Raw genomic sequence first — 24270 nt, forward strand, 5'->3', positions numbered from 1 at the left:
GTCAAACTTGCCCTCGTGCCCGGTTCCATCTGCGACGTGCTGCCCAGCGCGGCGGCCCTGCTCGGCGTATCCGGCGCGGTAGACACGCTCGGCCTGGTGGAGTCGGTCGGGGACGTCGACCGGGTCATGCTCGTGCTGGTCGACGGGCTCGGCTTTCACCTGCTGCCGGATCTCGTGCACGACGCTCCGCTGCTGGCTTCCGTGCTGAGCGGCGGCACGGGACGGTTGCGTGAATTGACCTGCACCTTTCCGTCCACCACCCCGACGAGCCTGGTGTCGCTGGGCACCGGCGCCCTGCCCGGGCAGCACGGCATCCTCGGTTTCACCCTCAACATCCCGGGCACCGACCGAGTGCTCAACCACATCAGGTGGCGCGACGAACCGCCGGTCGACGAATGGCAGCCTCTCCCAACGTGGTTCGACCGCCTGACGCATGCTGGGGTCAAGGCCCGCGCCCTGCTGCCGGAATGGTTCATCGGCAGTGGACTGACCGAAGCCGCCTACCACGGCGCCCTGTTCGTACCCACGCACGCCGACGACGACTACGCCGGGCGGTTGCTCGACGAACTGCGCGCGACACCCGGACTGGTCTACGGCTACACCGCAGACCTGGACACCATGGCGCACGTATTCGGCGTCGGGTCACCCGAGTGGCACGAGGCCGCGGCGCGCGTCGATGCGCTGCTGACCCGCCTGGCCGAGTCGCTGCCCGCCAACGCGGCGCTGCTGGTGACCGCCGACCATGGCGGCCTGAATGTCGCCGCGGACGCCCGCATCGACATGGACGCCGACCCGCTGCTGGCCGCCGGAATCAGGGTGGTCGCCGGCGAGCCGCGAGTGCGCTATCTGCACACCGAGCCCGGCGCCACCGCCGATGTGGTGGCCACCTGGTCAGAACGCCTGGCCGGCCGCGCGGACGTCTACACCCGCGACCAGGCCGTCGCCGCGGGACTGTTCGGACCGGTCAGCCCCGCTCATCTACCCCGGATCGGCGATGTTGTGGTGGTGTGCACCGGCGGGTCGGCGGTGCTGGCGACCGGCCACGAACCGCCGGAATCAGCGCGCCTGGTGGGCTTCCACGGTGCGGCGACCCCGGCCGAGATGGCCATCCCGCTGATCGAATTGCTCTAATCAAACTCAAATCTCGTTTGCCCGATCGTACGATCTCCACCGCGATAGGTTCGAAATGGTGGAACTGCGGGCCGTGATCGCTGCCCGGAGGATGTTCCGTGGGCGGGAGATGTAGCGATGGACTACGGCCAGGTGCCGCCGGAAGTCCATTCGGCGCGCATGCATTCGGGTCCCGGCGCCGAGTCGCTGCTGGCCGCCGCCACCGCCTGGAGCAACGTGGCCGACGGGCTCGACGAGGCGGCGGACGGATTCCGAAGCGTGACCGCCAAGCTGAACTGCGGCTGGCAGGGCACGGCCGCCATCGCGATGACCCAGGCCGCGACTCCCTACCTGGGGTGGCTCAACGCCGCGGCGGCGAAAAGCAGGCAGACCGCCGGCCACGCGCGGGCGGCCGCGACCGCCTATCAGGAAGCCCACGCCGCGGTGGTGCCCCCGCCGGTGATCGCGGCCAACCGGTCCCACCGGGCGTCGCTGGCCGCCGGCAACGCGTTGAGTCAGGACACCCAGACCATCGCCGCGATGGACGCGCGCTACGAGCAGATGTGGGCCCGCGACGTCGAGGCGATGTACACCTACGCAGAAGCCTCTGCCGAAGCCTCGCGGGTGACGCCGTTCACCTCCGGCCCGCTGGCCCTTGACCTGCCGGTACCGGCCCAGCTCGGTGCGGCCGGCGATCCCGAGATGATGTCCGCCGGGTCGCAACTGATTTCCGCGATACCGCAGGTGTTGCAGTCCCTGTCGGCCTCCCCGCTGACGTCCGTCGGCACCGCTCTTGCGGCGGTGTCTTCGTCACTGGCCAGGTTGAGTTGCCTTGCCGTGCCGGTCAAGTTCCCGATGCACCTGCTCAACTTCCTCGGCAGGGGTCCGGCCATGGTGGTGGTGCGCAAGACCCCGCCGCCGGTCCGGGCGACCTGGGGCAAGGGAATGTCCATCGGCCGGCTGTCGGTGCCACCGGAATGGGGCGCCGCGGAGCCGCCCACGGCGGCCGTCGTCGACCTCTACTGCTCGGCCCGGCGGATGCGGACGATCGGAGGCCTGGCCGTCAACGGTCGGCTGGTCTATTCCTGAGCCGCTACAGCGGGGTCACGTAGGCGGAACTGATGCCGCCGTCCACCAGGAACGTCGACGCGGTGATGAACGACGCATCGTCACTGGCCAAAAATGCTACGGCAGCGGCGATTTCGTCAGGATCGGCGAAACGCCCCAGCGGCACGTGCACCAGCCGGCGGGCGGCCCGTTCCGGGTCCTTGGCGAAAAGCTCCTGCAGCAGCGGTGTGTTGACCGGGCCGGGGCACAGCGCGTTGACGCGGATGCCCTGGCGGGCGAACTGCACGCCGAGTTCCCGCGACATGGCCAGCACGCCGCCTTTGGAGGCGGTGTAGGAGATCTGCGAGGTCGCCGAGCCCAGCACCGCGACGAAGGACGCGGTGTTGATGATCGACCCCTTGCCGGCGGGCACCATGTGCCGCAGCGCGGCCCGGCAGCACAGGTACACCGATTTCAGGTTGACGTCCTGGACGTGCTGCCACGCCGGGAGTTCGGTGCTCTCGATCAGGTCGTCCTCCGGCGGCGAGATGCCGGCGTTGTTGAATGCGATGTCGATCGACCCACAGGCGTGTGCGGCGCCGTCAAACAGCTTGTTCACCGACTCCTCGTCGGAAACATCAACGGCCACATACAATCCGGAGAGTTCCTCGGCGGCGGCACCACCGGCCTCGGCGTCGATGTCGCCGATCACGACGGTCGCACCCTCGGCGTGCATGCGCCGCGCCGCGGCCAGGCCGATGCCGCTGCCGCCGCCGGTGATGACCGCCACCCGGCCCGCCAGCCGCCGACTCAGGTCGATCACTGCTCCTCCTTGATGGCGATGAACACGTTCTTGGTCTCGGTGAAATGCATTGGGGCGTCGGGCCCGAGTTCACGGCCCACACCGGATTGTTTGAACCCGCCGAACGGGGTGTTGTAGCGCACCGAGGAATGCGAATTCACCGACAGGTTGCCGGCTTCGACCGCCCGCGACACACGCAAGGCGCGCGACAGGTCGTCGGTCCAGATGGAACCGGACAGACCGTATTCGGTGTCGTTGGCCAGTGCGACCGCATCGTGCTCGTCGTCGAAGGCCAGGACCGTGACGACCGGCCCGAAGATCTCGTCGGTGACGCTGCGGTCGTTGCGCTGTGGGGTGAGAACCGTTGGCGGGAACCAGAATCCGGGACCCGTGGGCGCGGTGCCGCGAAACGCGACAGGCGCATTCGGGGGAACGTAGGAAGCCACCTTGTTCCAGTGGGCACGCGACACCAGCGGGCCCATCTCGGTCTGGTCCGAGGTGGGGTCCCCGACCGCCACGGCATGCACCGCCGGTTCGAGCAGCTCCATGAACCGGTCGTAGACGCTGCGCTGCACCAGGATTCGGCTGCGCGCACAGCAGTCCTGACCGGCGTTGTCGAACACCCCGCCCGGCGCCGTCGCGGCGGCCCGCTCCAGATCGCAGTCGGCGAACACGATGTTGGCGCTCTTGCCACCCAGTTCCAGCGTCACGCGTTTGACATGCGCCGCCGCACCGGCCATCACCTTCTTGCCCACCGCGGTCGATCCGGTGAACACGACCTTGCGGATGCCGGGGTGGGTGACGAACCGCTCCCCGACCACCGAGCCCTGTCCCGGCAGCACCTGCAACAGGTCCGCGTCCAGTCCCGCCTCGACGGCCAGCTCACCGAGCCGCAGGGTGGTCAGCGGTGTCCACTCGGCGGGCTTGACCAGCACCGCGTTGCCCGCGGCCAGCGCCGGCGCGATGCCCCAGGTCGCGATCACCATCGGGAAGTTCCACGGCGTGATCACCCCCACCACACCCATCGGCTCGTTGAAAGTGACGTCGATGCCGCCGGCTACGGGAATCTGCTTGCCGGACAACCGTTCCGGGGCCGCGGCATAGTACCGCAGCACATCGCGTACGTTTCCCGCCTCCCACCGCGCCGAGCCGATGGGGTGTCCGGAGTTGGCCACCTCCAGCGCGGCCAGCTCGTCCAGGTGCGTGTCGACGGCGGCCGCGAACGCGAGCAGCCCGGCGGCGCGTTCGGCCGGCGCCAGCCGCGCCCACCGCCGCTGCGCTGCGGTCGCCCGGGCCACCGCATCGTCGACGGCGGCGGCATCGACGTGCTCGACAGAGCGCAGTATCTCCTCGGTGGCGGGATTGACCAGCTGGGTGGAGGTCATGCCGCGGCGTACGATCGCGCGGCGTCGACCAGGGCGGTGAACAATCTCAGGTCGTCCAACGACTTCTCCGGATGCCATTGCACGGCAAGGGCAAACGCATCCCCGGGCAGCTCCACCGCCTCGACGACGCCGTCGGTGTCCCACGCGCCGACCACCAGTTGATCCCCCACCGTGTCGATGGCCTGATGGTGGTAGCACGGCACGTCGGCGGTCTCGCCGAGCACCGCCGCCACCTTGGTGCCGGGCACCGTGCGCACCGGCAGCCGGCTGAACACACCGTTGCCCGCACGATGGCCGGAGTGACCGATCACCTCGGGCAGATGCTGGTGCAAGGTGCCGCCGAACGCGACGTTGAGCAGTTGGGCGCCGCGGCAGATGCCCAGCACGGGCAACCGCCGGTCCAGCGCCGCGCGCAGCAACGCGAACTCCCAGGCGTCGCGATCGGTGCGGGGCTCGTCGGTGCTCTCGTGCCGTTGCTGTCCGTAGGCCGCGGGGTCCAGGTCGTAGCCGCCGGTGATCACCAACGCGTCCAGGCTGTCGAGCAGGCGGTTCACCGCCCCGGAGTTCACCGGTTGCGGCGGCAGCAACACCGGTATCCCACCGGCCAGCGTCACGCCCTCGAAGTAGTCGGCAGGCAGGTAGGCGGCAGGGATATCCCAGACTCCCGTGCGCACCCGCTCGAGATACATCGACAGGCCCACGACCGGGGACTCCCGTGGCGGGTCGCCACCGTCGAAGCTAAAGCCGTTCAAAGCCACGAATCCTCTCCCAGTCGGTGACCGCGGCGTTGAACGCCTTCAGTTCCACGTGCGCGTTGTTCAGATAGTGCGCGACCACGTCGTCGCCGAAGGCCTCCCGCGCCAGCGCCGAATCCCCGAACAGCGTCGCAGCCTCGCCCAGCGTGGCCGGCAGCCGCTGGACATCCCGCGCGTCGTAGGCGTTGCCCGCGTAGGGCTCACCAAGCTCGAGGCCCCGGTCGATACCGTACAGCCCGCCGGCGATCAACGCGGCGACCGCCAGATACTGGTTGACGTCGCCGCCCGGCACCCGGCATTCCACCCGGATACTGCGCCCGTGCCCCACCACGCGCAGCGCGCAGGTACGGTTGTCCATCCCCCAGGCCACCGCCGTCGGAGCGAAGCTGCCGTCGGCAAAACGCTTGTACGAGTTGATGTTCGGCGCGAAAAACAATGTGAGTTCGCGAATCGTGGCGAGCAGTCCGGCAACGAAGCTGCGGAAGGTGGCCGACATCCCGCCGCTGCCGTCGGCGAACGCCGCACTGTCATCCGGGCCGCGCAACGACAGGTGAATGTGGCAGCTGTTGCCTTCGCGCTCATCGTATTTGGCCATGAACGTCAGGCTCTTGCCGTGCTGGTCGGCAATCTCCTTGGCGCCGTTCTTGTAGATGGCGTGGTTGTCGCAGGTGACCAGCGCCTCGTCGTAGCGGAAGCCGATTTCCTGCTGTCCGTTGTTGCATTCGCCTTTGATGGCCTCGACCCGCAGACCCGCGCCCTGCATGCCCAGCCGGATATCGCGCAGCAGCGGCTCCATCCGCGAAGACGCCATGATCGCGTAGTCGATGTTGTAATCGCTGGCCGGTGTCAGGTCCCGGTAGCCGCCGGCCCACGCCGCACGGTAGGACTGTTCGAACACGATGAACTCCAGCTCGGTGGCGACGTCGGCGATCAGATCGCGCTCCGCCAGCCGGTCCAGCTGGCGGCGCAGGATCGCGCGCGGCGACACGGCCACCGGGCTGCCGTCGGCCCAGCTCAGGTCCGCGATCACCAGCGCCGTGCCAGGCAGCCACGGCATCAGCCGCAACGTGGACAGGTCGGGTGTCATCACCATGTCGCCGTAACCGGTTTCCCAGCTCGACATGGCATAGCCGGGCACGGTGTTGAGGTCGACGTCGACGGCCACCAGATAGCTGCAGCACTCAGCCCCGTGCGCGGCCACCTCGTCGACGAAGAACCGGCCGGCCACCCGTTTGCCGGCCAGCCTGCCCTGCATGTCGGTGAACGCGACGATGACCGTGTCGATGTCGCCGGTGCCCACCAGCTGCACCAGTTCAGTCAGCGGCAGTCGTGACGAATCATGTTGTGGCACTTGGCTTGACCCCCGCGCCTACCAGGCGCTGGTGCGCAGCACGATCTCGGTGGCCAACTGCGCTGTCGACTCCTGAGCGTTGCGGCGACCGGCCAGGTCCACGACGCGGTAGTCGGAGAGCACCAGCCGTTGACTGTCGCGGGCCGCGGATCGCGCGGCGGGTGAACTCACCAGCATGGTGGTGCCGATCTCCACCGGCGGACATTGGTCGTCGCGAACCGCCCCGTCGCCGCCGGCCACCGCAGGGTGCCCGCGATCGATGACGACCAGGCCGGCGAACCGGCCCAGTCGGGTGGCCGCCAATTCCCAGGCCAGCTCGGCCCCGTCCCGGTCACCCACCACCACGGCCCAGCCGATCCCGAGAGCGTCGAGGATGCCGATCACCGACTTGACCGTCAAGCGCGGGTCCGCGGCGATGACGACCGTTCGCAGCGAGGCGGTGTGCAGTCGCTCGCAGATCGCGTCGTAGGCCGACACCGCGCGTTGCTCGGCGCCGAGTATCACCACCACGACGCCTTTTTCCGGACCGGCGATCCCCACGTGCACAGAGAACCCGTCGAGGGTGGTCATCATCCTGGACACCCCGCCAAACTACGCCCAATGGCCCTGGTTTACACGCCGGGAAGCAGACCCGTCAGTTGCCGGAGAAGGAAGGTGGCAACCTCGAATGCCAGATTGCCGACATAGAGCGCCCGCGGCAGATAACCGATGTCCAGCAGACCGGCGTTGTAGACGCCGACGTTGACGAAGCCCGACAGGGTCGTGCCGGCATTGAGCAGTCCCGAATTGGCGGCGCCGAGGTTGGTCAGGCCGGACAGCGCCGAGCCCAGATTCAGCGTTCCCGAATTCCCCAACCCCGCCAGCAGCCAGCCCGAGTTCCCGGCACCCGGGGTCACGGCGCCGGAGTTTCCGGCGCCCAGCGTGAGCAGGCCCGAGTTGCCCAGTCCGGACGCCAGATAGCCGGAGTCGCCCGCGTAGATGTTGAACAGGCCTGAACTGCCCGCGCCCGGGTTGAAAGTGCCGGAGTTCCCGGCGCCGGCGTTGTAGTTGCCGGACGTGCCGAAGCCGAAGTTCTGGTTACCAGAGCTGCCGGTGCCGGGGTTGTTGATGCCGGACGTCCCGGCACCGACGTTGCCGGTGCCCGCGTTGCCCGCCCCGGGGTTGCTGGTGCCGGAACTGCCGGCGCCGATGTTGGTGCCGCCCGAGCTGCCGAAGCCGATGTTGCCCGAACCGGCGTTGCCGCCGCCGACGTTGCCGCTGCCCGAGCTGCCTGCGGTGCCGTTGTTGTTGTTGCCGGAGCTGCCCGCGCTGCCGGCGTTGTCGGTGCCCGAGTCTCCGCCGCTGCCGGAGTTGCCTGAGCCGGAGCTACCGGAGGCGGCGATGTTCCCGGTTCCGGAACTGCCGAAGCTGATGGCGTTGTTGTTGGCACCCGAGCTGCCCGCGCTGCCGTTGTTGCCCGAGCCCGAGTTGCCCGCGCTGCCGTTGTTCCCGGTGCCCGAATTGCCCGCAGTGCCGTTGTTATTGGAGCCGGAGCTGCCGCCTGCCGCGTTGTTGCCGGAACCGGAGGTGCCGGCGCCACCGTTGTTGCCGGTGCCGGACTGTCCACCGCTGCCGTTGTTGTTGAAGCCCGAGTTGCCGGCGGACCCGTTGTTGCCGGTGCCCGAGCTGCCGCCGGCCGCTGAGTTGTTAAGCCCCGAGCTCCCGAAGGTTGCGCCGGTGTTGCTGGTGCCGGAGTTGCCGCCGCTACCTTGGTTGTTCAGTCCGGAATTGCCGGCGCTGCCGGAGTTGCCAGTGCCGGAATTACCGCCGCTGCCGGAGTTGCTGGTCCCCGAATTGCCGCCTGCGGCAAAGTTGTTGGCGCCCGAGCTGCCGAACGTGGCGCCGGTGTTGTTGGTGCCGGAATTACCGCCGCCGCCACTGTTGCTGAAACCCGAGTTTCCGGCACTGCCGGAATTGCCGTTGCCGGAGTTGCCGGCGCTGCCGTTGTTGCCGGTCCCCGAGTTGCCGCCGGCGCCGCTGTTGGCCTGTCCCGAGCTGCCGAGCGAACCGTTGTTGTTGGTGCCGGAGTTGCCGGCGCCGCCGCTGTTGCCGGTCCCGGATTGTCCGGCGGAGCCGCTGTTGCTGAAGCCGGAGTTTCCGCCGCTGCCCTGGTTGCCCTCGCCGGAGCTGCCGTTGCTGCCCGAGTTGTTGGAACCGGCGTTGCCGCCACCGGCACCGCTGTTGTTGGTACCCGAGTTACCGCCGCCGACGCCGCGGTTGAGGTTGCCGGAGTTTCCGCCCCCGGCCACGTTGTTGCCGGAGCCGGAGTTGCCGCCGCCCGGGCTGGCGTTGTTCGTGCCCGAGTTGCCCCCGTTGGCGAAGCCGCCGTTGTCTTTGCCGGAGTTGCCCGAGCTGCCGAAACCGCCGTTGCCGACTCCCGAGTTTCCGCCGCCTACGCCGCCGTTGTTGAGCCCCGAGTTACCACCGCCCAGCCCGCCGTTGCCGGCACCCGATGTGCCGTTGCTCAGGTCGTTGCCGAAACCGGAAGTACCCGACGCCGCGGTATTGCCGAAACCGGAAGAGCCGAGGCCGTTTCCGGTCCCCGAGGCTCCGACCGGCGCGCCGTTGCCGGTGTTGTCGTTGCCGACGTTCCAGCTGCCGGAGTTTCTGTCACCGGTGTTGGTGTTACCGGAGTTGTCGTTGCCGGTGTTGGTGTTACCGCTGTTCCTGTCGCCCGTGTTGGTGCTGCCGGTGTTGTCGTTGCCGGTGTTGGTGTTTCCGCGGTTTCCGTTGCCGGTGTTGGTGTTGCCCGCGTTGTTGTCGCCGCTATTGGTGTTCCCGCTGTTGCCGTCGCCGGTGTTGGTGTTGCCGGAGTTGTTGGCTCCGCTGTTCGTATCGCCGCTGTTGCCGGTGCCGGTGTTGGTCTTACCCGAATTGTTGGCCCCGGTGTTGGTGTTTCCGCTGTTGCCGTCACCGGTGTTGGTGAAGCCGGCGTTGTTGTTGCCGGTGTTGGTGTTGCCGGAGTTGAAGTCGAATCTGTTGGTGTTGCCCGAGTTTCCGTTGCCGGTGTCGGTGAAGCCGGAGTTGTTGTTGCCGGTGTTGGTGTTGCCGGAGTTGGCGTTGCCGGTGTTTGTGTTGCCGGAGTTGCGGTCGCCGGTGTTGGTGAAGCCGGAGTTGAAGTCGCCGGAGTTGGTGTTGCCGGAGTTGCCGGTGCCGGTGTTGGTGTTGCCCGAGTTGCGGAAACCGGTGTTGGTGTCACCGGAGTTGTAGCTGCCGGTGTTGGTGTCGCCGGAGTTGAATCCGTCCGGCGAGCTGGGGTTGAAGTAGGTGTTGGTGTTACCGGAGTTGAAGTTGCCGGTGTTGGTGTTGCCCGAGTTGGCGTTGCCGGTGTTGGTGTTCCCGGAGTTGAGGTTTCCGGTGTTCGTGTTGCCCGAGTTGCGCGCACCGGTGTTGGTGCTGCCCGAGTTGAGGTCGCCGGTATTGGTGTTGCCCGAGTTGGAGTTACCGGTGTTGGTGTTCCCGGAGTTGTAGCTGCCGGTGTTGGTGTCGCCCGAGTTGTAGCCGTCGGGCCGGCTTGCGTCACCGTAGGTGTTGGTGTTGCCCGAGTTCAGGTTCCCGGTGTTGGTGTTGCCCGAGTTCTGATTGCCGGTATTGGTGTTGCCGGAGTTGAGGTTTCCGGTGTTCGTGTTGCCCGAGTTCTGATTGCCCGTATTGGTGTTGCCGGAATTAAGGTTGCCCGTGTTGGTGTTGCCCGAGTTGTAGTTACCGGTATTGGTGCCACCCGAGTTGTAGTCACCGGTGTTGGTGCCACCGGAGTTGTAGTTGCCCGTGTTGGTGCCACCGGAGTTGTAGTTACCGGTGTTCGTGCCGCCCGCGTTGTAGTGGCCGGTGTTGGTGCCACCGGAGTTGTAATTGCCGGAGTTGGTGCCACCGGAGTTGTAGTAGCCCGCGTTGGTGCCGCCCGAGTTGAAGTCGCCGGTGTTCGTGCCGCCCGAGTTGAAGTTGCCGGTGTTGGTGCCACCGGCGTTGTAGCTGCCGTAGTTGGTGCCGCCGGCATTGAAATCCCCGGTGTTGGTGCCGCCCGAGTTGTAGTTGCCGGTGTTGGTGCCACCGGCGTTGTAGTTGCCGGTGTTGGTGCCGCCGGCATTGAAGTCACCGGTGTTGGTGCCGCCCGAGTTGTAGTTGCCGGTGTTGGTGCCACCTGAGTTGTACCGTCCGGTGTTCGTGCTGCCGGAGTTGTAGTTTCCGCTGTTGGTGCTGCCCGAGTTGTACATTCCGGTGTTCGTGCTGCCCGAGTTGAACAGACCGGTGTTCGTACTGCCCGCGTTGTACAACCCGGTGTCGTTGCTTCCGGAGTTCCACAGCCCGGTGTTCAGGTTCCCCGCGTTCCAGAGTCCGGTGTTGAAGTTGCCGGCGTTCATCGCAAACGTGTTGCCGTTGCCGCCATTCCACCAGCCCAGGTTTCCGCTGCCGGCGTTTCCGAAGCCGATGTTGTAGTTGCCCGAGTTTCCGAAGCCGATGTTTCCGCTGCCGGAGTTCCCGAAGCCGATATTGAAGTTTCCGGAGTTGCCCAGGCCGAGGTTGAACCACCCCGAGTTGAGACGGCCGATGCCGACCTGGTTGTCGCCGGTGAGCCCGAGCCCGAAATTGTTGTTTCCGGTGTTGCCGAAGCCGATGTTGTTGGTGCCGGTGTTGCCCCAACCCTGGTTTCCGGTCCCGTTGTTGCCGCCGCCCTCGTTGCCGCTGCCGGTGTTGCCCATTCCGGGGTTGTTGTTGCCGACGTTGCCGCTGCCGGCATTGCCGTTGCCGCGGTTGCCATCTCCGGCGTTGCCGCTGCCGTAGTTGCCGCTGCCCTGGTTGTTGCTGCCTGCGTTGCCACTCCCGGCGTTGCCGCTGCCGGTGTTGCCGCTGCCGGCGTTGCCGTTGCCGATGTTGCCGTTGCCGACGTTGTTGCTGCCCTGGTTGCCGCTGCCCTGGTTGTTGTCGCCGGTCCCCAGCCCGATGCCGCGGTTGCCGCTGCCGGTGTTGCCGTTGCCGATGTTGCCGCTGCCGACGTTGTTGCTGCCCTGGTTGCCGCTGCCCTGGTTGTTGTCGCCGGTCCCCAATCCGAAACCACGATTGCCGCTACCGGCGTTCCCGCTGCCGATGTTGCCGTTACCGATGTTGTTACTGCCGATGTCGCCGTGGCCGACGTTGTTGTTGCCCTGGTTGCCGGAGCCCTGGTTGCCGTTGCCCTTGTTGCCGAAGCCGGAATTTCCGTTGCCCAGGTTGCCGTTTCCGGCGTTGTTGTCGCCACGGTTACCCAGGCCGGTGTTGGCGTTGCCGAAGTTGCCGTTGCCGAGGTTGTCGTTGCCCCGATTGCCGCTGCCCTGGTTGTTGTTGCCGGTGTTGCCGAACCCGGCGTTGGTGTTGCCCTTGTTCCCGTCGCCGGTGTTGTTGTCACCGGCGTTGCCCAGTCCGGTGTTGCCGCTGCCCAGGTTCCCGTCGCCGGTGTTGTTGGTGCCTGCGTTGCCCTGGCCGGCGTTGTTGGAGCCCTTGTTTCCGTTGCCGACATTCTGGTCGCCCAGGTTCCCCGAGCCGCCGTTGGCGTTGCCCTTGTTGCCGTCGCCGGCGTTGGTGTTACCCAGATTGCCCTTGCCGAAGTTGTTGTCGCCCTTGTTGGCGTCGCCGGTGTTGCCGTTGCCCAGGTTGCCGTTTCCGCCGTTGTTGTTGCCTTCGTTGCCGATTCCGGCATTGGTGTTACCCAGGTTGCCGTTGCCCTGATTGCCGTTGCCGTGGTTGCCATCGCCGATGTTGGCGTCGCCGATGTTGCCGCTGCCCTGGTTGTTGCCGCCCTTGTTGCCGTCTCCGGCGTTTCCGCCGCCCAGGTTGCCGTCGCCGGCGTTGCCGTGGGTGATATCGCTGGTGTTGTTGTTGCCGTCACCCGCGTTCGCGTTGCCGGTGTTGCCGTTGCCGGCGTTGGTGTTGCCGGTGTTGCCGCTGCCGGTGTTGAAGAGGCCGCGATTGCCGTCACCGCCGTTGGTGCTGCCCTGGTTGCCGTTGCCCTGGTTGCTGGTGCCGTTGTTGCCGCTGCCCTTGTTGGAGCCGCCCTTGTTGCCGTCTCCGTCGTTGAGGCTGCCCTGGTTGCCGTTGCCCACGTTGCCGCTGCCGGTGTTGCCGCTGCCGGCGTTGCTGTTGCCGCGGTTGCCGTCGCCCCTGTTGTCGTTGCCCTGGTTACCGTTGCCCTGATTGGTGTTACCGGTGTTGCCACTGCCGACATTGTTATCGCCGATGTTGCCGTCGCCGGCGTTACCGGTGCCCCGGTTGCCGCTGCCGCCGTTGGTCGAACCGATGTTGCCACTGCCCCCGTTGCCGTCGCCTCGGTTGCCGTTGCCGACGTTGTTGTTGCCTCTGTTGCCATTGCCGCTGTTGCCACTGCCTTGGTTGCCGATGCCGGCGGCCAGCGGGGCGGCGGCAAGCCTCGGCGCCGCGACCGGGTCGCCGGCGGCAGCGGCGCCACCCTGCGCGGCAGCGGCGGCGGTCTGTTCGGCGCTGCTGTCCGCCACGGGACTGGCTGCCGACGCTTTTCCTCCGATCCCCAGCAACCCGGCGACCCGGCCGGCCAGGTCCTGCAGCGAACTCTGCCAGGGCATCAATTGAGCAACGGCGGCCGAAACCGACGAATAATAATCCGCCATCGCCGCCACGTCCTGCGCCCACATTTGCTCATAGGCGGCTTCGGCCGCCGCGATGGCCGGCGCGTTCTGCCCGAACAAGTTCGAGAAAACGAGTGACAACAATTGGCTTCGATGGGCCACCAGGGCGGCGGGATGCACCGTCGCGGCCCTGGCCGCCTCGAAGGCTCCGGCGGCAACCCGCGCCTGCCCGGCGATCTCCTCTGCCCCGGCCGCCGCCGCGTTGAGCCAGCCCACATAAGGGGCTGCGGCGTTCGCCATCGCCGCCGCCGACGGGCCCTGCCAGGCGCCCGCCAGCCCTACCGTGACTGAGTCGAAAGACGCTGCAGCGGAGACTAATTCGTCGGACAAACCACCCCACGCCGTCGCGGCGGCCAGCATCGGCCCCGGCCCGGCACCAGTGAAGATTCGCGCGGAGTTGATCTCCGGCGGGAAGGTCAGGAAGCTCACGACAAATCCCGGGAGCAACCAGGCGCACCCGGCGCTTGGATCGTCCAGGTGTGCAAAGGTCGCACCATACCGCCTCCAGATTTCAGCCCGAGCCGTCAAGCTACAACAAATGCGACTATCCGATATCCGAATTCGTGGAACGGACTTCTAAATTAGACGGAGCGAATGCGCGCATTTGAATTCATGCGACGCGGTGCTGAGCTCCGGCATTTCGGCGGCAGCTAGGAACGTAGCTCGCTGACGAGATGAGGTTGCCGCGGCGCCGGACCGGTGAGCAGACCCAGCACCGCCTCTACGTCGAGGTGGGTGGCCAGTAGATCGGCGATCAGGTCCAGTTGGCCGTCCCGGCGGGCAGCGACATTCGTGTCGTCGGCGACCGTGAACCCGTCGCGGCCGGCGGCGCCGGCGACCCCGCTCAGAAAGCTCCGGCGGAAATCGTCGTTGTCGAGCAGGCCGTGCCAGTGGGTGCCGAAAACCTCGCCGCGGCGGATCCCAGTTTCGCAATCGGCCCCGAACCACGGTGTCTCGGCGCAACGGGCCAGCTGTCCGTGGTGAATCTCGTAGCCGGCCAGCGGCTCTCGCCAGCGACACAGCGTCTTGGCCGCGGCGAACTCGATGTCGGCGTCCAACAACCCCAGGCCGCGCACCGCTCCGGCCCGCGACTCCACCGTGTCGTCGATGCTGCGGCACAGCATCTGGAAGCCACCGCAGATGCCCAACACCGGCCTACCAGCCGCGGCGTGGTCGGCGATTCCCGCTGCCAGACCGCGTTCCCGCAGCCAGGACAGATCGGCGACGGTGGCCTTGCTGCCCGGTAGCACGATCAGGTCGGCGTCGGCCACATCGGCCGCCTCGGTGACCCACCGCACCAGGACACCGGGTTCACAAGCCAGAGCTTCGACATCGGTCGAATTCGAGATGCGTGGCAGGCGGACGGCCGCCACTCTCAGCCACTGCTCGCCGCGCGGCGGTTCCGGGGTGCCGACCACGCGGTGCGCTACGACCGAAAGAGAGTCCTCGGCGTCGAGCCAGAGTCGCTCGCTGTACGGCAGCACCCCGTAGGTGGGCCGGCCGGTCAGTTCCGCCAGCTGCACCAGACCGGGCTCCAGCAGCGCGCGGTCACCGCGGAACTTGTTGACGATAAAGCCCGCAATGAGTGCCTGGTCATCGCGGTCGAGGACCGCGACCGTCCCGAACAGGTGCGCCAGCAGGCCGCCGCGGTCGATGTCGCCGACCAGCACAACCGGCAGATCCGCGGCCCTGGCCAAGCCCATGTTCGCGATGTCGGTTGCCCTCAAGTTGATTTCGGCGGGCGATCCGGCGCCCTCGCAGATCACCGCGTCGAATTCGTGGCGCAAACCCCGCAATTCGTCGAGTACGACGCCGGCCACCTGGTCGCGATGGCGGAAATAGCTTGCCGCACTGACGTACTCGGTGGCTTTGCCGCGGACAACCAATTGCGAGGTTCCATCGCTGCCCGGTTTGAGCAGCACTGGATTGAACCGCACGCTGGGCTCCAGGCCGGCCGCGCGTGCCTGGATCGCCTGGGCGCGCCCGATCTCGCCGCCTTCGACGGTGACGGCGGAATTGTTGGACATGTTCTGTGCTTTGAACGGGGCGACCTGAACTCCGCGGCGCGCCAACAGACGGCACAGCCCCGCGACCACCATGGACTTCCCGGCATCCGAGCTGGTGCCCGCAACCAGCAGCGCCCCGCTCACCGTGGTGCGGCGAGCAGACGCAAAATCGCCCTTTTCGTGCCGAAAAGGGGCGATTTTGCGTCTGCTCGCGCCACCGGGGTCACGGCAGGGTGAGGATTTCGGCGCCGGTGTCGGTGACCAGCAGCGTGTGCTCGAACTGCGCGGTCCACTTGCGGTCCCGGGTGACCACGGTCCAGCCGTCGTCCCAGATCTCGTAATCCAGCGCGCCCAGGTTGATCATCGGCTCGATCGTGAACGTCATCCCCGGCTGGATGACCGTCTCCACAGCGGGCTGGTCGTAGTGCAGCACCACCAGCCCGTTGTGGAACGTGGTGCCGATGCCGTGACCGGTGAAGTCGCGAACCACGTTGTAGCCGAACCGATTCGCATACGACTCGATCACCCGGCCGACCACCGACAACTGCCGTCCCGGTTTGACGGCCTTGATCGCCCGCATGGTCGCCTCGCGGGTCCGCTCGACCAGCAGCCGGTGCTCCTCGGACACGTCACCGGCCAGGAACGTCGCGTTGGTGTCGCCGTGCACTCCGTTGATGTAGGCGGTGACGTCGATGTTGACGATGTCGCCGTCCTCGATCACCGTCGAGTCGGGGATGCCGTGGCAGATCACCTCGTTCAGGGAGGTGCAGCACGACTTGGGGAAATGCTTGTAGCCCAGCGTCGAGGGGTAGGCGCCGTTGTCGACCATGTACTCGTGCGCGATGCGGTCGAGTCGGTCGGTCGTGACGCCCGGTGCGACGGCCTTGCCCGCCTCTTGGAGCGCCCGGGCCGCGATCTGACCGGCCACCCGCATCTTCTCGATGACCTCGGGTTCCTGCACCCACGGCTCGGAGCCCTCTTTGGCGGTGGACTTGCCGACATATTCCGGGCGCGCGATCCACTTGGGCACCGGCAGCGTCGGGGACAGCACGCCGGGAGACAGCGCAGTTCGAACAGGCATGGCAGCTAGCTTAACGATGCCGCGGCGGTAGTGCCGCCGAGCGCAGGCGGCTCACCGTCCCGCCACTCAGAACCGCGGACGGCGCAACAACGTCCGCCGCGGGCCCCGGATGACCACCGAGCCGAACACCAACTGACCGCTCAGGACGACGTGCGGATTGCCCTCCGCCGGCGGGTCCTTGCGGCGATCCGAGGCGCTGCCCACGTAGGCCTCGACGTTGTCGATCGACGCGCTGGCACCTTCGGGCAGCCACAGGTTCAGCGAGCCGAACTTCATGTCGATTTCAATGACCACGACCGGACCCGCAAAGCGGGCCTTGGTCAGGTCCAGGTCGATCGACCCGAACCGGCGCACCAGGGAAAGCCGGGTGGGCACCGTCCACTCCCCGTGGCGCTTCAGGGAGCCGGCCCAGCCCCGCAGTTCCACCCGGTCGGTCGCCGAGGTGACGATGGCCCCCGGCGCGGGCAGGTCGCCCACCAGCGTGTCCAATTCGTCGCGGGTGCGCGCGTAGGACACCTGGCGGGTGCGCTGTTCGAATTCGTCGATGTTGATCAGGCCGAGCGCCAGGGCGTTCTGCAGGCGGCGCATGGTGCCGTTGCGGTCGGCGTCCGACACCCGCATCGGCGCCATGTCGCCGCCCGGCCCCGTCATGCTCACCTTCGCAACTTACCGCTGTTGCGGGTCGGCGATCGCGTTAGGCCAGGTAGCCCGGCGGCAGCGAGTCGAACATCACTTTGGTCATCCGAACGGCGTATTCGGAACTGCCGCCGCCGACGATCAGGGCGGCGAAGGCCAGGTCACCGCGGTACCCGGCGAACCAGGAGTGCGACCCGCCCGCGAATTCGGCTTCCCCGGTCTTGCCGTAGATCTCGCCGCAGCCCGCGATCTCCTTGGCGGTGCCGTTGGTGACGACCAGCCGCATCATCGGGCGCAGCGCATCGACCATCTTCGGGCTGATCGGGGTGTTGTCGCCGGCGACGGTGGTCGGCCGGCCCGCGATCAACTGCGGTACCGGCGTTTTGCCGGCGGCAACGGTGGCCGCCACCAGGGCCATGCCGAACGGGCTGGCCAGCACCCGGCCCTGGCCGAATCCGTCCTCGGTGCGTTCGGTCAGGTCGACCGTCGGCGGTACCGAGCCGGTCACGGTGGTGATGCCCTCGACCTGGTAGTCCAGCCCGATGCCGTAGCGGGTGGCGGCCTGGGTCAGTCCGCGCGGTGGCAGTTTGGCGCTCAGTTCGGCGAACGTGGTGTTGCAGGAACTGGCGAAGGCGCGGGACATGGGCACCACGCCGAGATCGAAGCCGCCGTAGTTGGGAATGGTGCGATGGCCGATGTCGATGTGCCCCGGGCAGCCGACCATCGTGTTGGGGGTGGCCATGTCGCGTTCGACGGCGGCGCCCGCGGTGACCATCTTGAAGGTCGACCCGGGTGGGTAGAGGCCGGTGGTCGCCAGCAGGCCCTCGGCGTCCGCGCCGGCGTTCTGCGCGACCGCCAGGATCTCGCCGGTCGAGGGCTTGATCACGACCAGCATCGCTTTGCCGCCGCGGGTGTCCACCGCATGCTGAGCGGCGTTCTGCACGGCCCGGTCCAGGGTGATCGTCACCGACGGCGCGGGCGAGCCTTCGACCTCGTGCAGCACCGCGACGTCGACACCGTTCTGGTTGGTGCTGACGATCCGCCATCCGGCCTGGCCGTCGAGTTGATCGACGACCGACTTCTTGACCTCGGCCATGACCGCCGGCGCAAAGTGCGGATCGGTCGCCAACAGCTCGGCGTGCGGGGTGATCACGACGCCGGGCAGCTGACCGATGGCCGGGAACACCCGGTTGCTGTCGTCGGGCAGCAGCGTGGCCAGGTCGATCGGCGTGGTCGCCGAGCTGGCCGTTTCGGCGAGCAGCTGGGGATCGTTAAGGGTGTCGTTGAACGGATGCAGCGCATCGATGACGGCGTGGGCCGTCCCGATCAGGTCGGGTCCGGCCTTGGTGGCGTCCAGCGAGTAGTTGTAGATGTAACCGGGCGCCAGCACATCGGAGCCGCCCAGCTCGTTCACCGAGGCCCGCCGCGGCTGGTCGGCGCGGAGCGCGAACGTCTGGTGCTCCCCCAGCTTCGGGTGCAGCCCGGTGGTGGCCCAACGGACCTGCCAGTGCCCCTCGTCGCGGGCCATCTTCAGTTGCCCGTCGTAGCTCCAGGTTCGGTCCTTCGGCAGGTGCCAGGTGAAGCGGTACACGACGGTCCCGGTGTCCTCGGCGTACTTCGAGCTCAGCACCTGCGCGTCCAGATGAGTGGCCTGCAGGCCGGCCCAGGCGGCGTTGAGCGCCTCGCGCGCCTCGTTGGGGTTGTCGCTGAGCTGGGCGGCGGTCGCGGTGTCACCGACGGACAGCGCCGCCAGAAATCTCTCGGCGGCCGGGCCTGGTCCTTCGGGCTTCGGTGTGCAGCCCGGCAGTACGACCAGAGCCAGCAACAGGCCTGCGACGGATGTTGCCAGTGTTGTTCGTGAGAAGATTGTGACCATCGGTACTGATGTTATGGACCGTGGCCGCCGCGTCGGTGCCGACACACCGAGACCGGACCGTTATCCGCGGCATGCCATTGCGAGCGGAACGAGGCTGCGATTTCGAGCGCCGATTTTCGCAGTGCGGTTCCACTCGCGGAAACGAACCGCCAACCCGCGACTAATCCAGCAGCACGGTGGCGAACGTGCCGACTTCTTTGAACCCGACGCGCGCGTAGGCGGCCCGGGCCACCGTGTTGAAGTCGTTGACGTACAGGCTGGCGATGCGTCCGCTGCCCACGATCACGGCGGCCAGCGTCGCGGTGCCGGTGGTGCCCAGGCCCAGGCCGCGCCGCTCCGGATGAACCCAGACTCCCTGGATCTGGCCGACCGACGGCGACTGCGATCCCACCTCGGCCTTGAAGATGACCTGTCCGTGCTCGAAGCGCGCCCAGGCCCGTCCGGCGGCGATCAGACTGGCCACCCGGCGCCGGTAGCCGCGGCCACCGTCCCCCAGCCGGGGGTCCACCCCGACCTCGCCGATGAACATGTCGACGGCGGCGACCAGGTAGGCGTCGATCTCCTCGGGCCGCACCTGGCGCACCTCGAGGTCGAGCGTGCAGTTGGGATGACTGTCGAGCGCCATCAGCGGCTGCCGGTCGCGCACATCGCGTGCCGGGCCCCAGGCGGACTCGAGGCGCTGCCACATCGGCAACACCAGGTCGGCCCGGCCGACGAGAGACGAGCACCGGCGAGCCGTGCTCTTGGCTTCATCGGCGAACGCATTGAGGTCAATCAGATTGCCCCGCAGCGGGATCAGGTTGGCACCGGCGAAACACAGCGATTCCTCCGGGGCGCGCCGGGTCCAGAGTTCTCCGCCGATGGAATTGGGTTCGACGCCGTAGTCCGCGACCCGCGCGGCCACCATGCAGGATTCGACCGGGTTGTCACCCAGGACCCGCCACACGGCAGCGGCGTCGCGCACCACCGAAACCCGTCTCTCGCCGACAAGGCGCAAGATGGGCGGAGCCGACATCTCATAACTCTCTGTGGTGCGAACTGAGGGCCATTAAAAACCTACCCGCTTGGCCCCTATCAGCTTACGGTCACAATAGGCGAACCGCTCGCTGCCGTCCCGGGATCGTCTTCTGTTTCCAGGCCCATTTCCTCGGCGAGCCGCATCGCTTCCTCGATCAGCGTCTCGACGATCTGCGCTTCGGGCACGGTCTTGATCACCTCGCCCTTGACGAAGATCTGCCCCTTGCCGTTGCCCGACGCCACTCCGAGGTCGGCTTCGCGGGCCTCGCCCGGCCCGTTGACCACGCAGCCCATCACCGCGACCCGCAGCGGCACCTCCAGACCGTCCAGACCGGCGCTCACCTCGTTGGCCAGCGTGTAGACGTCGACCTGGGCGCGTCCGCAGGACGGACACGACACGATCTCCAGCTTGCGCGGCCGCAGGTTGAGCGACTCCAGAATCTGGGTGCCGACCTTGACTTCCTCCACCGGCGGCGCCGACAACGACACCCGGATGGTGTCGCCGATGCCGCGCGAGAGCAGCGCTCCGAAGGCCACCGCGGACTTGATGGTGCCCTGGAACGCCGGGCCTGCCTCGGTGACGCCAAGGTGCAGCGGGTAGTCACACTGGGCCGCCAACTGCTCGTAGGCGGCGACCATCACCACCGGGTCGTTGTGCTTGACGCTGATCTTGATGTTGCCGAACCCGTGCTCCTCGAACAGCGAGGCCTCCCACAGCGCCGACTCGACGAGCGCCTCCGGGGTGGCCTTGCCGTACTTCTGCATGAACCGCTTGTCCAGCGAGCCCGCGTTGACACCGATGCGGATCGGGATGCCCGCGGCGCCGGCCGCCTTGGCGACTTCGCCGACCCGGCCGTCGAACTCCTTGATATTGCCCGGGTTCACCCGCACCGCGGCGCATCCGGCGTCGATGGCGGCAAAGATGTACTTCGGCTGGAAATGAATGTCGGCGATCACCGGAATCTGGCTGTGCCGGGCGATCTCGGCCAGCGCGTCGGCGTCCTCCTGCCGCGGGCAGGCCACCCGGACGATGTCACAGCCTGCCGCTGTCAATTCCGCGATCTGCTGCAGCGTCGAGTTGACGTCGTGGGTCTTGGTCGTGCACATCGACTGCACGGATATCGGGTAGTCGCTGCCGACGCCGACGTCGCGGACCATGAGCTGACGAGTGGCACGCCGGGGAGCGAGCGTGGGCGCCGGGGGTTGCGGCATGCCCAGGCCAATGGTCACTGTCTGTTCGCCTTCTCTCTGTTACTGGAAGAGCCGGATCGGGTTGACCAGGTCAGCGGTGACGGTCAGCAGCATGTAGCCGACTACGAAGATCAGCACCACGTAGGTCGCCGGCATCAGCTTGAGATAGTTCACCGGCGCCGCGGCCACCTTGCCGCGGGCGGTGCGGATGGCGTTGCGGATCTTCTCGAACACCGCCACCGCGATGTGGCCGCCGTCAAATGGCAGTAACGGCAGCAGGTTGATGGCCCCCAGCACCAGGTTCAGCTGCGCCAGGAAGAACCAGAACGCGACCCACAGTCCGTGGTCGACGGTGTCGCCTCCGACGATGCTGGCGCCGACCACGCTCATCGGCGTCTGCGGGTCGCGCTGCCCGCCGCCGATCGCGTGGAAGAGCGCGCCGACCTTGGTCGGGATGGCGGCCAGCGACTTGCCGACCTCGACGGTCAACTGGCCGGCGAAGACCACGGTGGCCGGCGCGGCCGACAGCACGTTGTACCGGGTGGGTTCGTTGCGGGGAGCGCCGACACCGATGGCGCCGACGTTGGCCGGCTCCAGCTGGTTGCTCTGCCCGGTGGGGACATAGCGGCGGGTGGACTCGACGGTGACGTTGGTGGTGATGGTCTTGCCGTCGCGGTCGACGACGATCGGCACCGTGCCGTGCATCTTGCGCACCGCGGTAGCCATGTCCTCGAACGTGCTCACCGGGGTGTCGCCGACCTTCACGACGACGTCACCGGGACGGAGGCCCGCCAGCGCCGCGGGTCCGGGACCGTCGCACTTGTCGAGCTTGCCCTGGCTGATTTCCTGAGCGACACAACCGGTTTCCCCGACGATCGCCTTGTCGGACGGGTGCAGGTTGGGCAGGCCCCAGACCAGCGCGATGGCGTAGAGCAGCACCAGGCAGATGACGAAGTTCATGCCCGGACCGGCGAACAGCACCGCGACCCGCTTCCAGGTGGCCTGCTTGTACATCGCGCGGTCCTGCTCGTCGGGAGCCAGCTCCTCGACCGGCGTCATGCCGGCGATGTCGCAGAAGCCGCCAGCCGGGATGGCCTTGAAGCCGTACTGAGTCTCGCCCCGCTGGGTGGACCACAGCGTCGGGCCGAAACCGACGAAGTAGCGACGCACCTTCATGCCGGTGGCGCGGGCGGCCCACATGTGGCCGCACTCGTGCAGGGCGACCGAGATGAGGATGGCGAGTGCGAACAGCACAATGCCGATAACGAACATCATCTGTCTGTGACGACCTTTCTCACGCCATGCCCGAGACTCTGACCGACGCCGGTGTTGCCATCGCCTGTTGAGCCCGCTCGCGGGCCCAGCGCTGCGCCTCGAGTACGTCATCCACGGTAGCTGGTGACGCGGCCCATTGGTCGGCAGCGTGCAGCACGTCGGCAATGGTGGCGACGATGGCAGGAAATGGGATCCGTCCTTTCAGGAACGCTTCCGCCGCTTCTTCGTTGGCCGCGTTGTAAACGGCCGTCATGCAGCCTCCGGTTCCCCCGGCCTGACGCGCCAGCTCCACGGCCGGGAACACCTCGCTGTCCAGCGGCTCGAATTCCCAGGTAGAGGCGGTGGAGAAGTCGCAGCAGGTGGCCGCTCCGGGCACCCGGTGCGGCCAGCCCAGGGCCAGGGAGATGGGCAGCTTCATGTCCGGCGGGCTGGCCTGGGCGATCGTGGAGCCGTCGGTGAAGGTCACCATCGAGTGAATGATCGACTGCGGATGGACGACGACCTCGATCAGGTCGTAGGGAATGCCGAACAGCAGGTGGGTCTCGATGAGTTCGAGCCCCTTGTTGACCAGCGACGCCGAGTTCAGCGTGTTCATCGGGCCCATCGACCAGGTGGGATGCGCGCCGGCCTGTTCGGGCGTGACGTCCTCGAGGGCGGCGGCCGGCCAGCCCCGGAACGGGCCCCCGGAGGCGGTCAGGATCAGCTTGGCGACCTCGTCGGGCGTCCCGCCGCGCAGGCACTGCGCCAGCGCGGAGTGCTCGGAGTCCACCGGCACGATCTGACCGGGCCGGGCCGCCCGCAGCACCAGCGGGCCGCCGGCCACCAGGGACTCCTTGTTGGCCAGGGCCAGCCGGGCGCCCGATTCCAGCGCGGCCAGCGTCGGGCGCAGGCCGAGCGCACCGACCAGGGCGTTGAGGACGACGTCGGCCTCGGTCTCCTGCACCAACCGGGTGACGGCGTCGGGGCCGCGAAACGGGATGTCCCCGGCCCGCTCGGCGGCCGCAGCGTCGGCGACGGCGATGTTGGTGACCCCGGTCTCGGCACGTTGGCGCAGCAGCGTGTCGAGGTTGCCGCCGCCGGCGGCCAGGCCGACGATCTCGAACCGGTCGGGGTTGGCGGCGATGACCTCCAGGGCCTGGGTACCGATGGAGCCGGTGCTGCCGAGCACCAGTACGCGCACCCGCTCGACGGGAGCCTGCCCGTCCTGCCCGTCCTGCCCGTCACCCGAAAAAGTCACCCACCTATTGTGCCGCCCTTTTCGAAATCGCACCCATCCGTGATCGCCCTCACTCCGAATGACTTCATGTACGGCACGAATGGCGGCGTCCGTCGTCACCACAAAAGCGTTCCCTAGCAAAGGAATTGACACGTGATGAATACTCAGGCCAGGTCAGTGGCAGCAGCGGCTCTCGCGGCGATCGCGATCACGGGGCTCGCGGGATGTTCCAGCAGCAAGCCTGCGTCGCAGGGCACCAGCAGCGGCGCAACCTCCGCGAGCGTCTCTGCCGCGCCGAGCTCGGCGCCGTCGTCCGCCAAGGCCGACCCCGCCGCCGACCTGATCGGTCCCGGCTGCTCGGAATACGCGGCGCAGAACCCCACCGGCCCCGGGTCGGTAGCCGGAATGGCGCAGGACCCGGTCGCGACGGCGGCGTCGAACAACCCGATGCTGACCACGCTGACGTCGGCGTTGTCGGGCAAGCTCAACCCGCAGGTGAACCTGGTGGACACGCTGAACAGCGGGCAGTACACCGTGTTCGCGCCCACCAACGCCGCCTTCGACAAGCTGCCGGCGGCCACCCTCGACCAGCTCAAGACCGACGCCAAGCTGCTCAACAGCATCTTGACCTACCACGTGGTCAACGGGCAGGCGAGCCCGGCCAAGGTGGCCGGCACCCACAAGACGTTGCAGGGCGCCGAGGTGACGGTGACCGGGGCCGGTAACGACCTGAAGGTCAACACCTCGGGCCTGGTGTGCGGCGGGGTGCACACCGCGAACGCCACGGTTTACATGATCGACACCGTGCTGATGCCCCCTGGTCAGTGACATCTCTCCGGACGAAGGCA

General features: G+C 67.6%; 16 protein-coding genes and 1 pseudogene. 3 read left to right on the plus strand and 14 right to left on the minus strand.

Annotated features, from left to right (window positions below):
- Positions 1 to 15: 15 nt before the first annotated feature.
- Together ACNQS7_RS08620 and ACNQS7_RS08625 are read left to right on the plus strand one after the other, a co-directional pair.
- The gene (locus ACNQS7_RS08620) at positions 16 to 1131 is read left to right on the plus strand and encodes an alkaline phosphatase family protein (protein WP_418012229.1); all 1116 of its coding nucleotides are present in this window, start codon (positions 16 to 18) and stop codon (positions 1129 to 1131) included.
- A gap of 117 nt (positions 1132 to 1248) precedes the next feature.
- Positions 1249 to 2199 (plus strand): PPE family protein, encoded by a 951-nt coding sequence (locus tag ACNQS7_RS08625; RefSeq protein ID WP_418012230.1) that lies wholly within the window; start codon positions 1249 to 1251, stop codon positions 2197 to 2199.
- Positions 2200 to 2203: 4 nt separating this feature from the next.
- On the opposite strand, the gene ACNQS7_RS08630 is transcribed toward ACNQS7_RS08625, so the two are convergent.
- The 14 genes and pseudogenes from ACNQS7_RS08630 to dxr form a co-directional block, all read right to left on the minus strand.
- Positions 2204 to 2980, minus strand: a complete 777-nt coding sequence (locus ACNQS7_RS08630) for a 3-oxoacyl-ACP reductase (RefSeq protein WP_418012231.1) — start codon at positions 2978 to 2980, stop codon at positions 2204 to 2206.
- Positions 2977 to 4344: an aldehyde dehydrogenase family protein gene (locus ACNQS7_RS08635; RefSeq protein WP_418012232.1), complete on the minus strand. Its 1368-nt coding sequence runs from the start codon at positions 4342 to 4344 to the stop codon at positions 2977 to 2979. Before ACNQS7_RS08635 ends, ACNQS7_RS08630 begins: the two co-directional genes overlap by 4 nt.
- Positions 4341 to 5102, minus strand: a complete 762-nt coding sequence (locus ACNQS7_RS08640; protein ID WP_418012233.1) for a gamma-glutamyl-gamma-aminobutyrate hydrolase family protein — start codon at positions 5100 to 5102, stop codon at positions 4341 to 4343. The genes ACNQS7_RS08635 and ACNQS7_RS08640 overlap by 4 nt, the downstream gene beginning before the upstream one ends.
- The gene (locus ACNQS7_RS08645) at positions 5083 to 6450 is read right to left on the minus strand and encodes a glutamine synthetase family protein (protein WP_418012234.1); all 1368 of its coding nucleotides are present in this window, start codon (positions 6448 to 6450) and stop codon (positions 5083 to 5085) included. Before ACNQS7_RS08645 ends, ACNQS7_RS08640 begins: the two co-directional genes overlap by 20 nt.
- Positions 6451 to 6468: 18 nt before the next feature.
- Positions 6469 to 7023: an alpha/beta fold hydrolase gene (locus ACNQS7_RS08650; RefSeq protein WP_418015933.1), complete on the minus strand. Its 555-nt coding sequence runs from the start codon at positions 7021 to 7023 to the stop codon at positions 6469 to 6471.
- Between the two features lie 2453 nt (positions 7024 to 9476).
- Positions 9477 to 13553, minus strand: a pseudogene (locus ACNQS7_RS08655) (PPE family protein); the annotation flags it as partial.
- A gap of 221 nt (positions 13554 to 13774) precedes the next feature.
- Positions 13775 to 15274, minus strand: a complete 1500-nt coding sequence (locus ACNQS7_RS08660; RefSeq protein ID WP_418012235.1) for a cobyric acid synthase — start codon at positions 15272 to 15274, stop codon at positions 13775 to 13777.
- A 79-nt stretch (positions 15275 to 15353) separates the two neighbouring features.
- Entirely contained in the window at positions 15354 to 16211 is an 858-nt protein-coding gene (gene map, locus ACNQS7_RS08665) for a type I methionyl aminopeptidase (RefSeq protein WP_418012236.1), read from the minus strand.
- 66 nt (positions 16212 to 16277) lie between these two features.
- Positions 16278 to 16862, minus strand: coding sequence for a DUF1707 SHOCT-like domain-containing protein (locus ACNQS7_RS08670; protein WP_310786715.1), 585 nt, complete (start codon positions 16860 to 16862; stop codon positions 16278 to 16280).
- A gap of 43 nt (positions 16863 to 16905) precedes the next feature.
- Positions 16906 to 18714, minus strand: coding sequence for a penicillin-binding transpeptidase domain-containing protein (locus ACNQS7_RS08675; protein WP_418015934.1), 1809 nt, complete (start codon positions 18712 to 18714; stop codon positions 16906 to 16908).
- A 169-nt stretch (positions 18715 to 18883) separates the two neighbouring features.
- Positions 18884 to 19738: a GNAT family N-acetyltransferase gene (locus tag ACNQS7_RS08680; protein WP_418012237.1), complete on the minus strand. Its 855-nt coding sequence runs from the start codon at positions 19736 to 19738 to the stop codon at positions 18884 to 18886.
- A 59-nt stretch (positions 19739 to 19797) separates the two neighbouring features.
- Positions 19798 to 20970 (minus strand): flavodoxin-dependent (E)-4-hydroxy-3-methylbut-2-enyl-diphosphate synthase, encoded by a 1173-nt coding sequence (gene ispG / locus ACNQS7_RS08685; protein WP_055579260.1) that lies wholly within the window; start codon positions 20968 to 20970, stop codon positions 19798 to 19800.
- Between the two features lie 21 nt (positions 20971 to 20991).
- Entirely contained in the window at positions 20992 to 22206 is a 1215-nt protein-coding gene (locus ACNQS7_RS08690) for a M50 family metallopeptidase (RefSeq protein ID WP_418012238.1), read from the minus strand.
- A gap of 19 nt (positions 22207 to 22225) precedes the next feature.
- Positions 22226 to 23443, minus strand: coding sequence for a 1-deoxy-D-xylulose-5-phosphate reductoisomerase (gene dxr, locus ACNQS7_RS08695; protein WP_418012239.1), 1218 nt, complete (start codon positions 23441 to 23443; stop codon positions 22226 to 22228).
- 132 nt (positions 23444 to 23575) lie between these two features.
- Between dxr and ACNQS7_RS08700 the strand changes: the two genes are divergently transcribed.
- Positions 23576 to 24250 (plus strand): fasciclin domain-containing protein, encoded by a 675-nt coding sequence (locus ACNQS7_RS08700; RefSeq protein ID WP_055579263.1) that lies wholly within the window; start codon positions 23576 to 23578, stop codon positions 24248 to 24250.
- The last annotated feature ends 20 nt before the right edge of the window (positions 24251 to 24270 follow it).

Origin of the sequence: Mycobacterium sp. 23 (assembly GCF_048287075.1) — a bacterium.
Classification (GTDB): domain Bacteria; phylum Actinomycetota; class Actinomycetes; order Mycobacteriales; family Mycobacteriaceae; genus Mycobacterium; species Mycobacterium gordonae_B.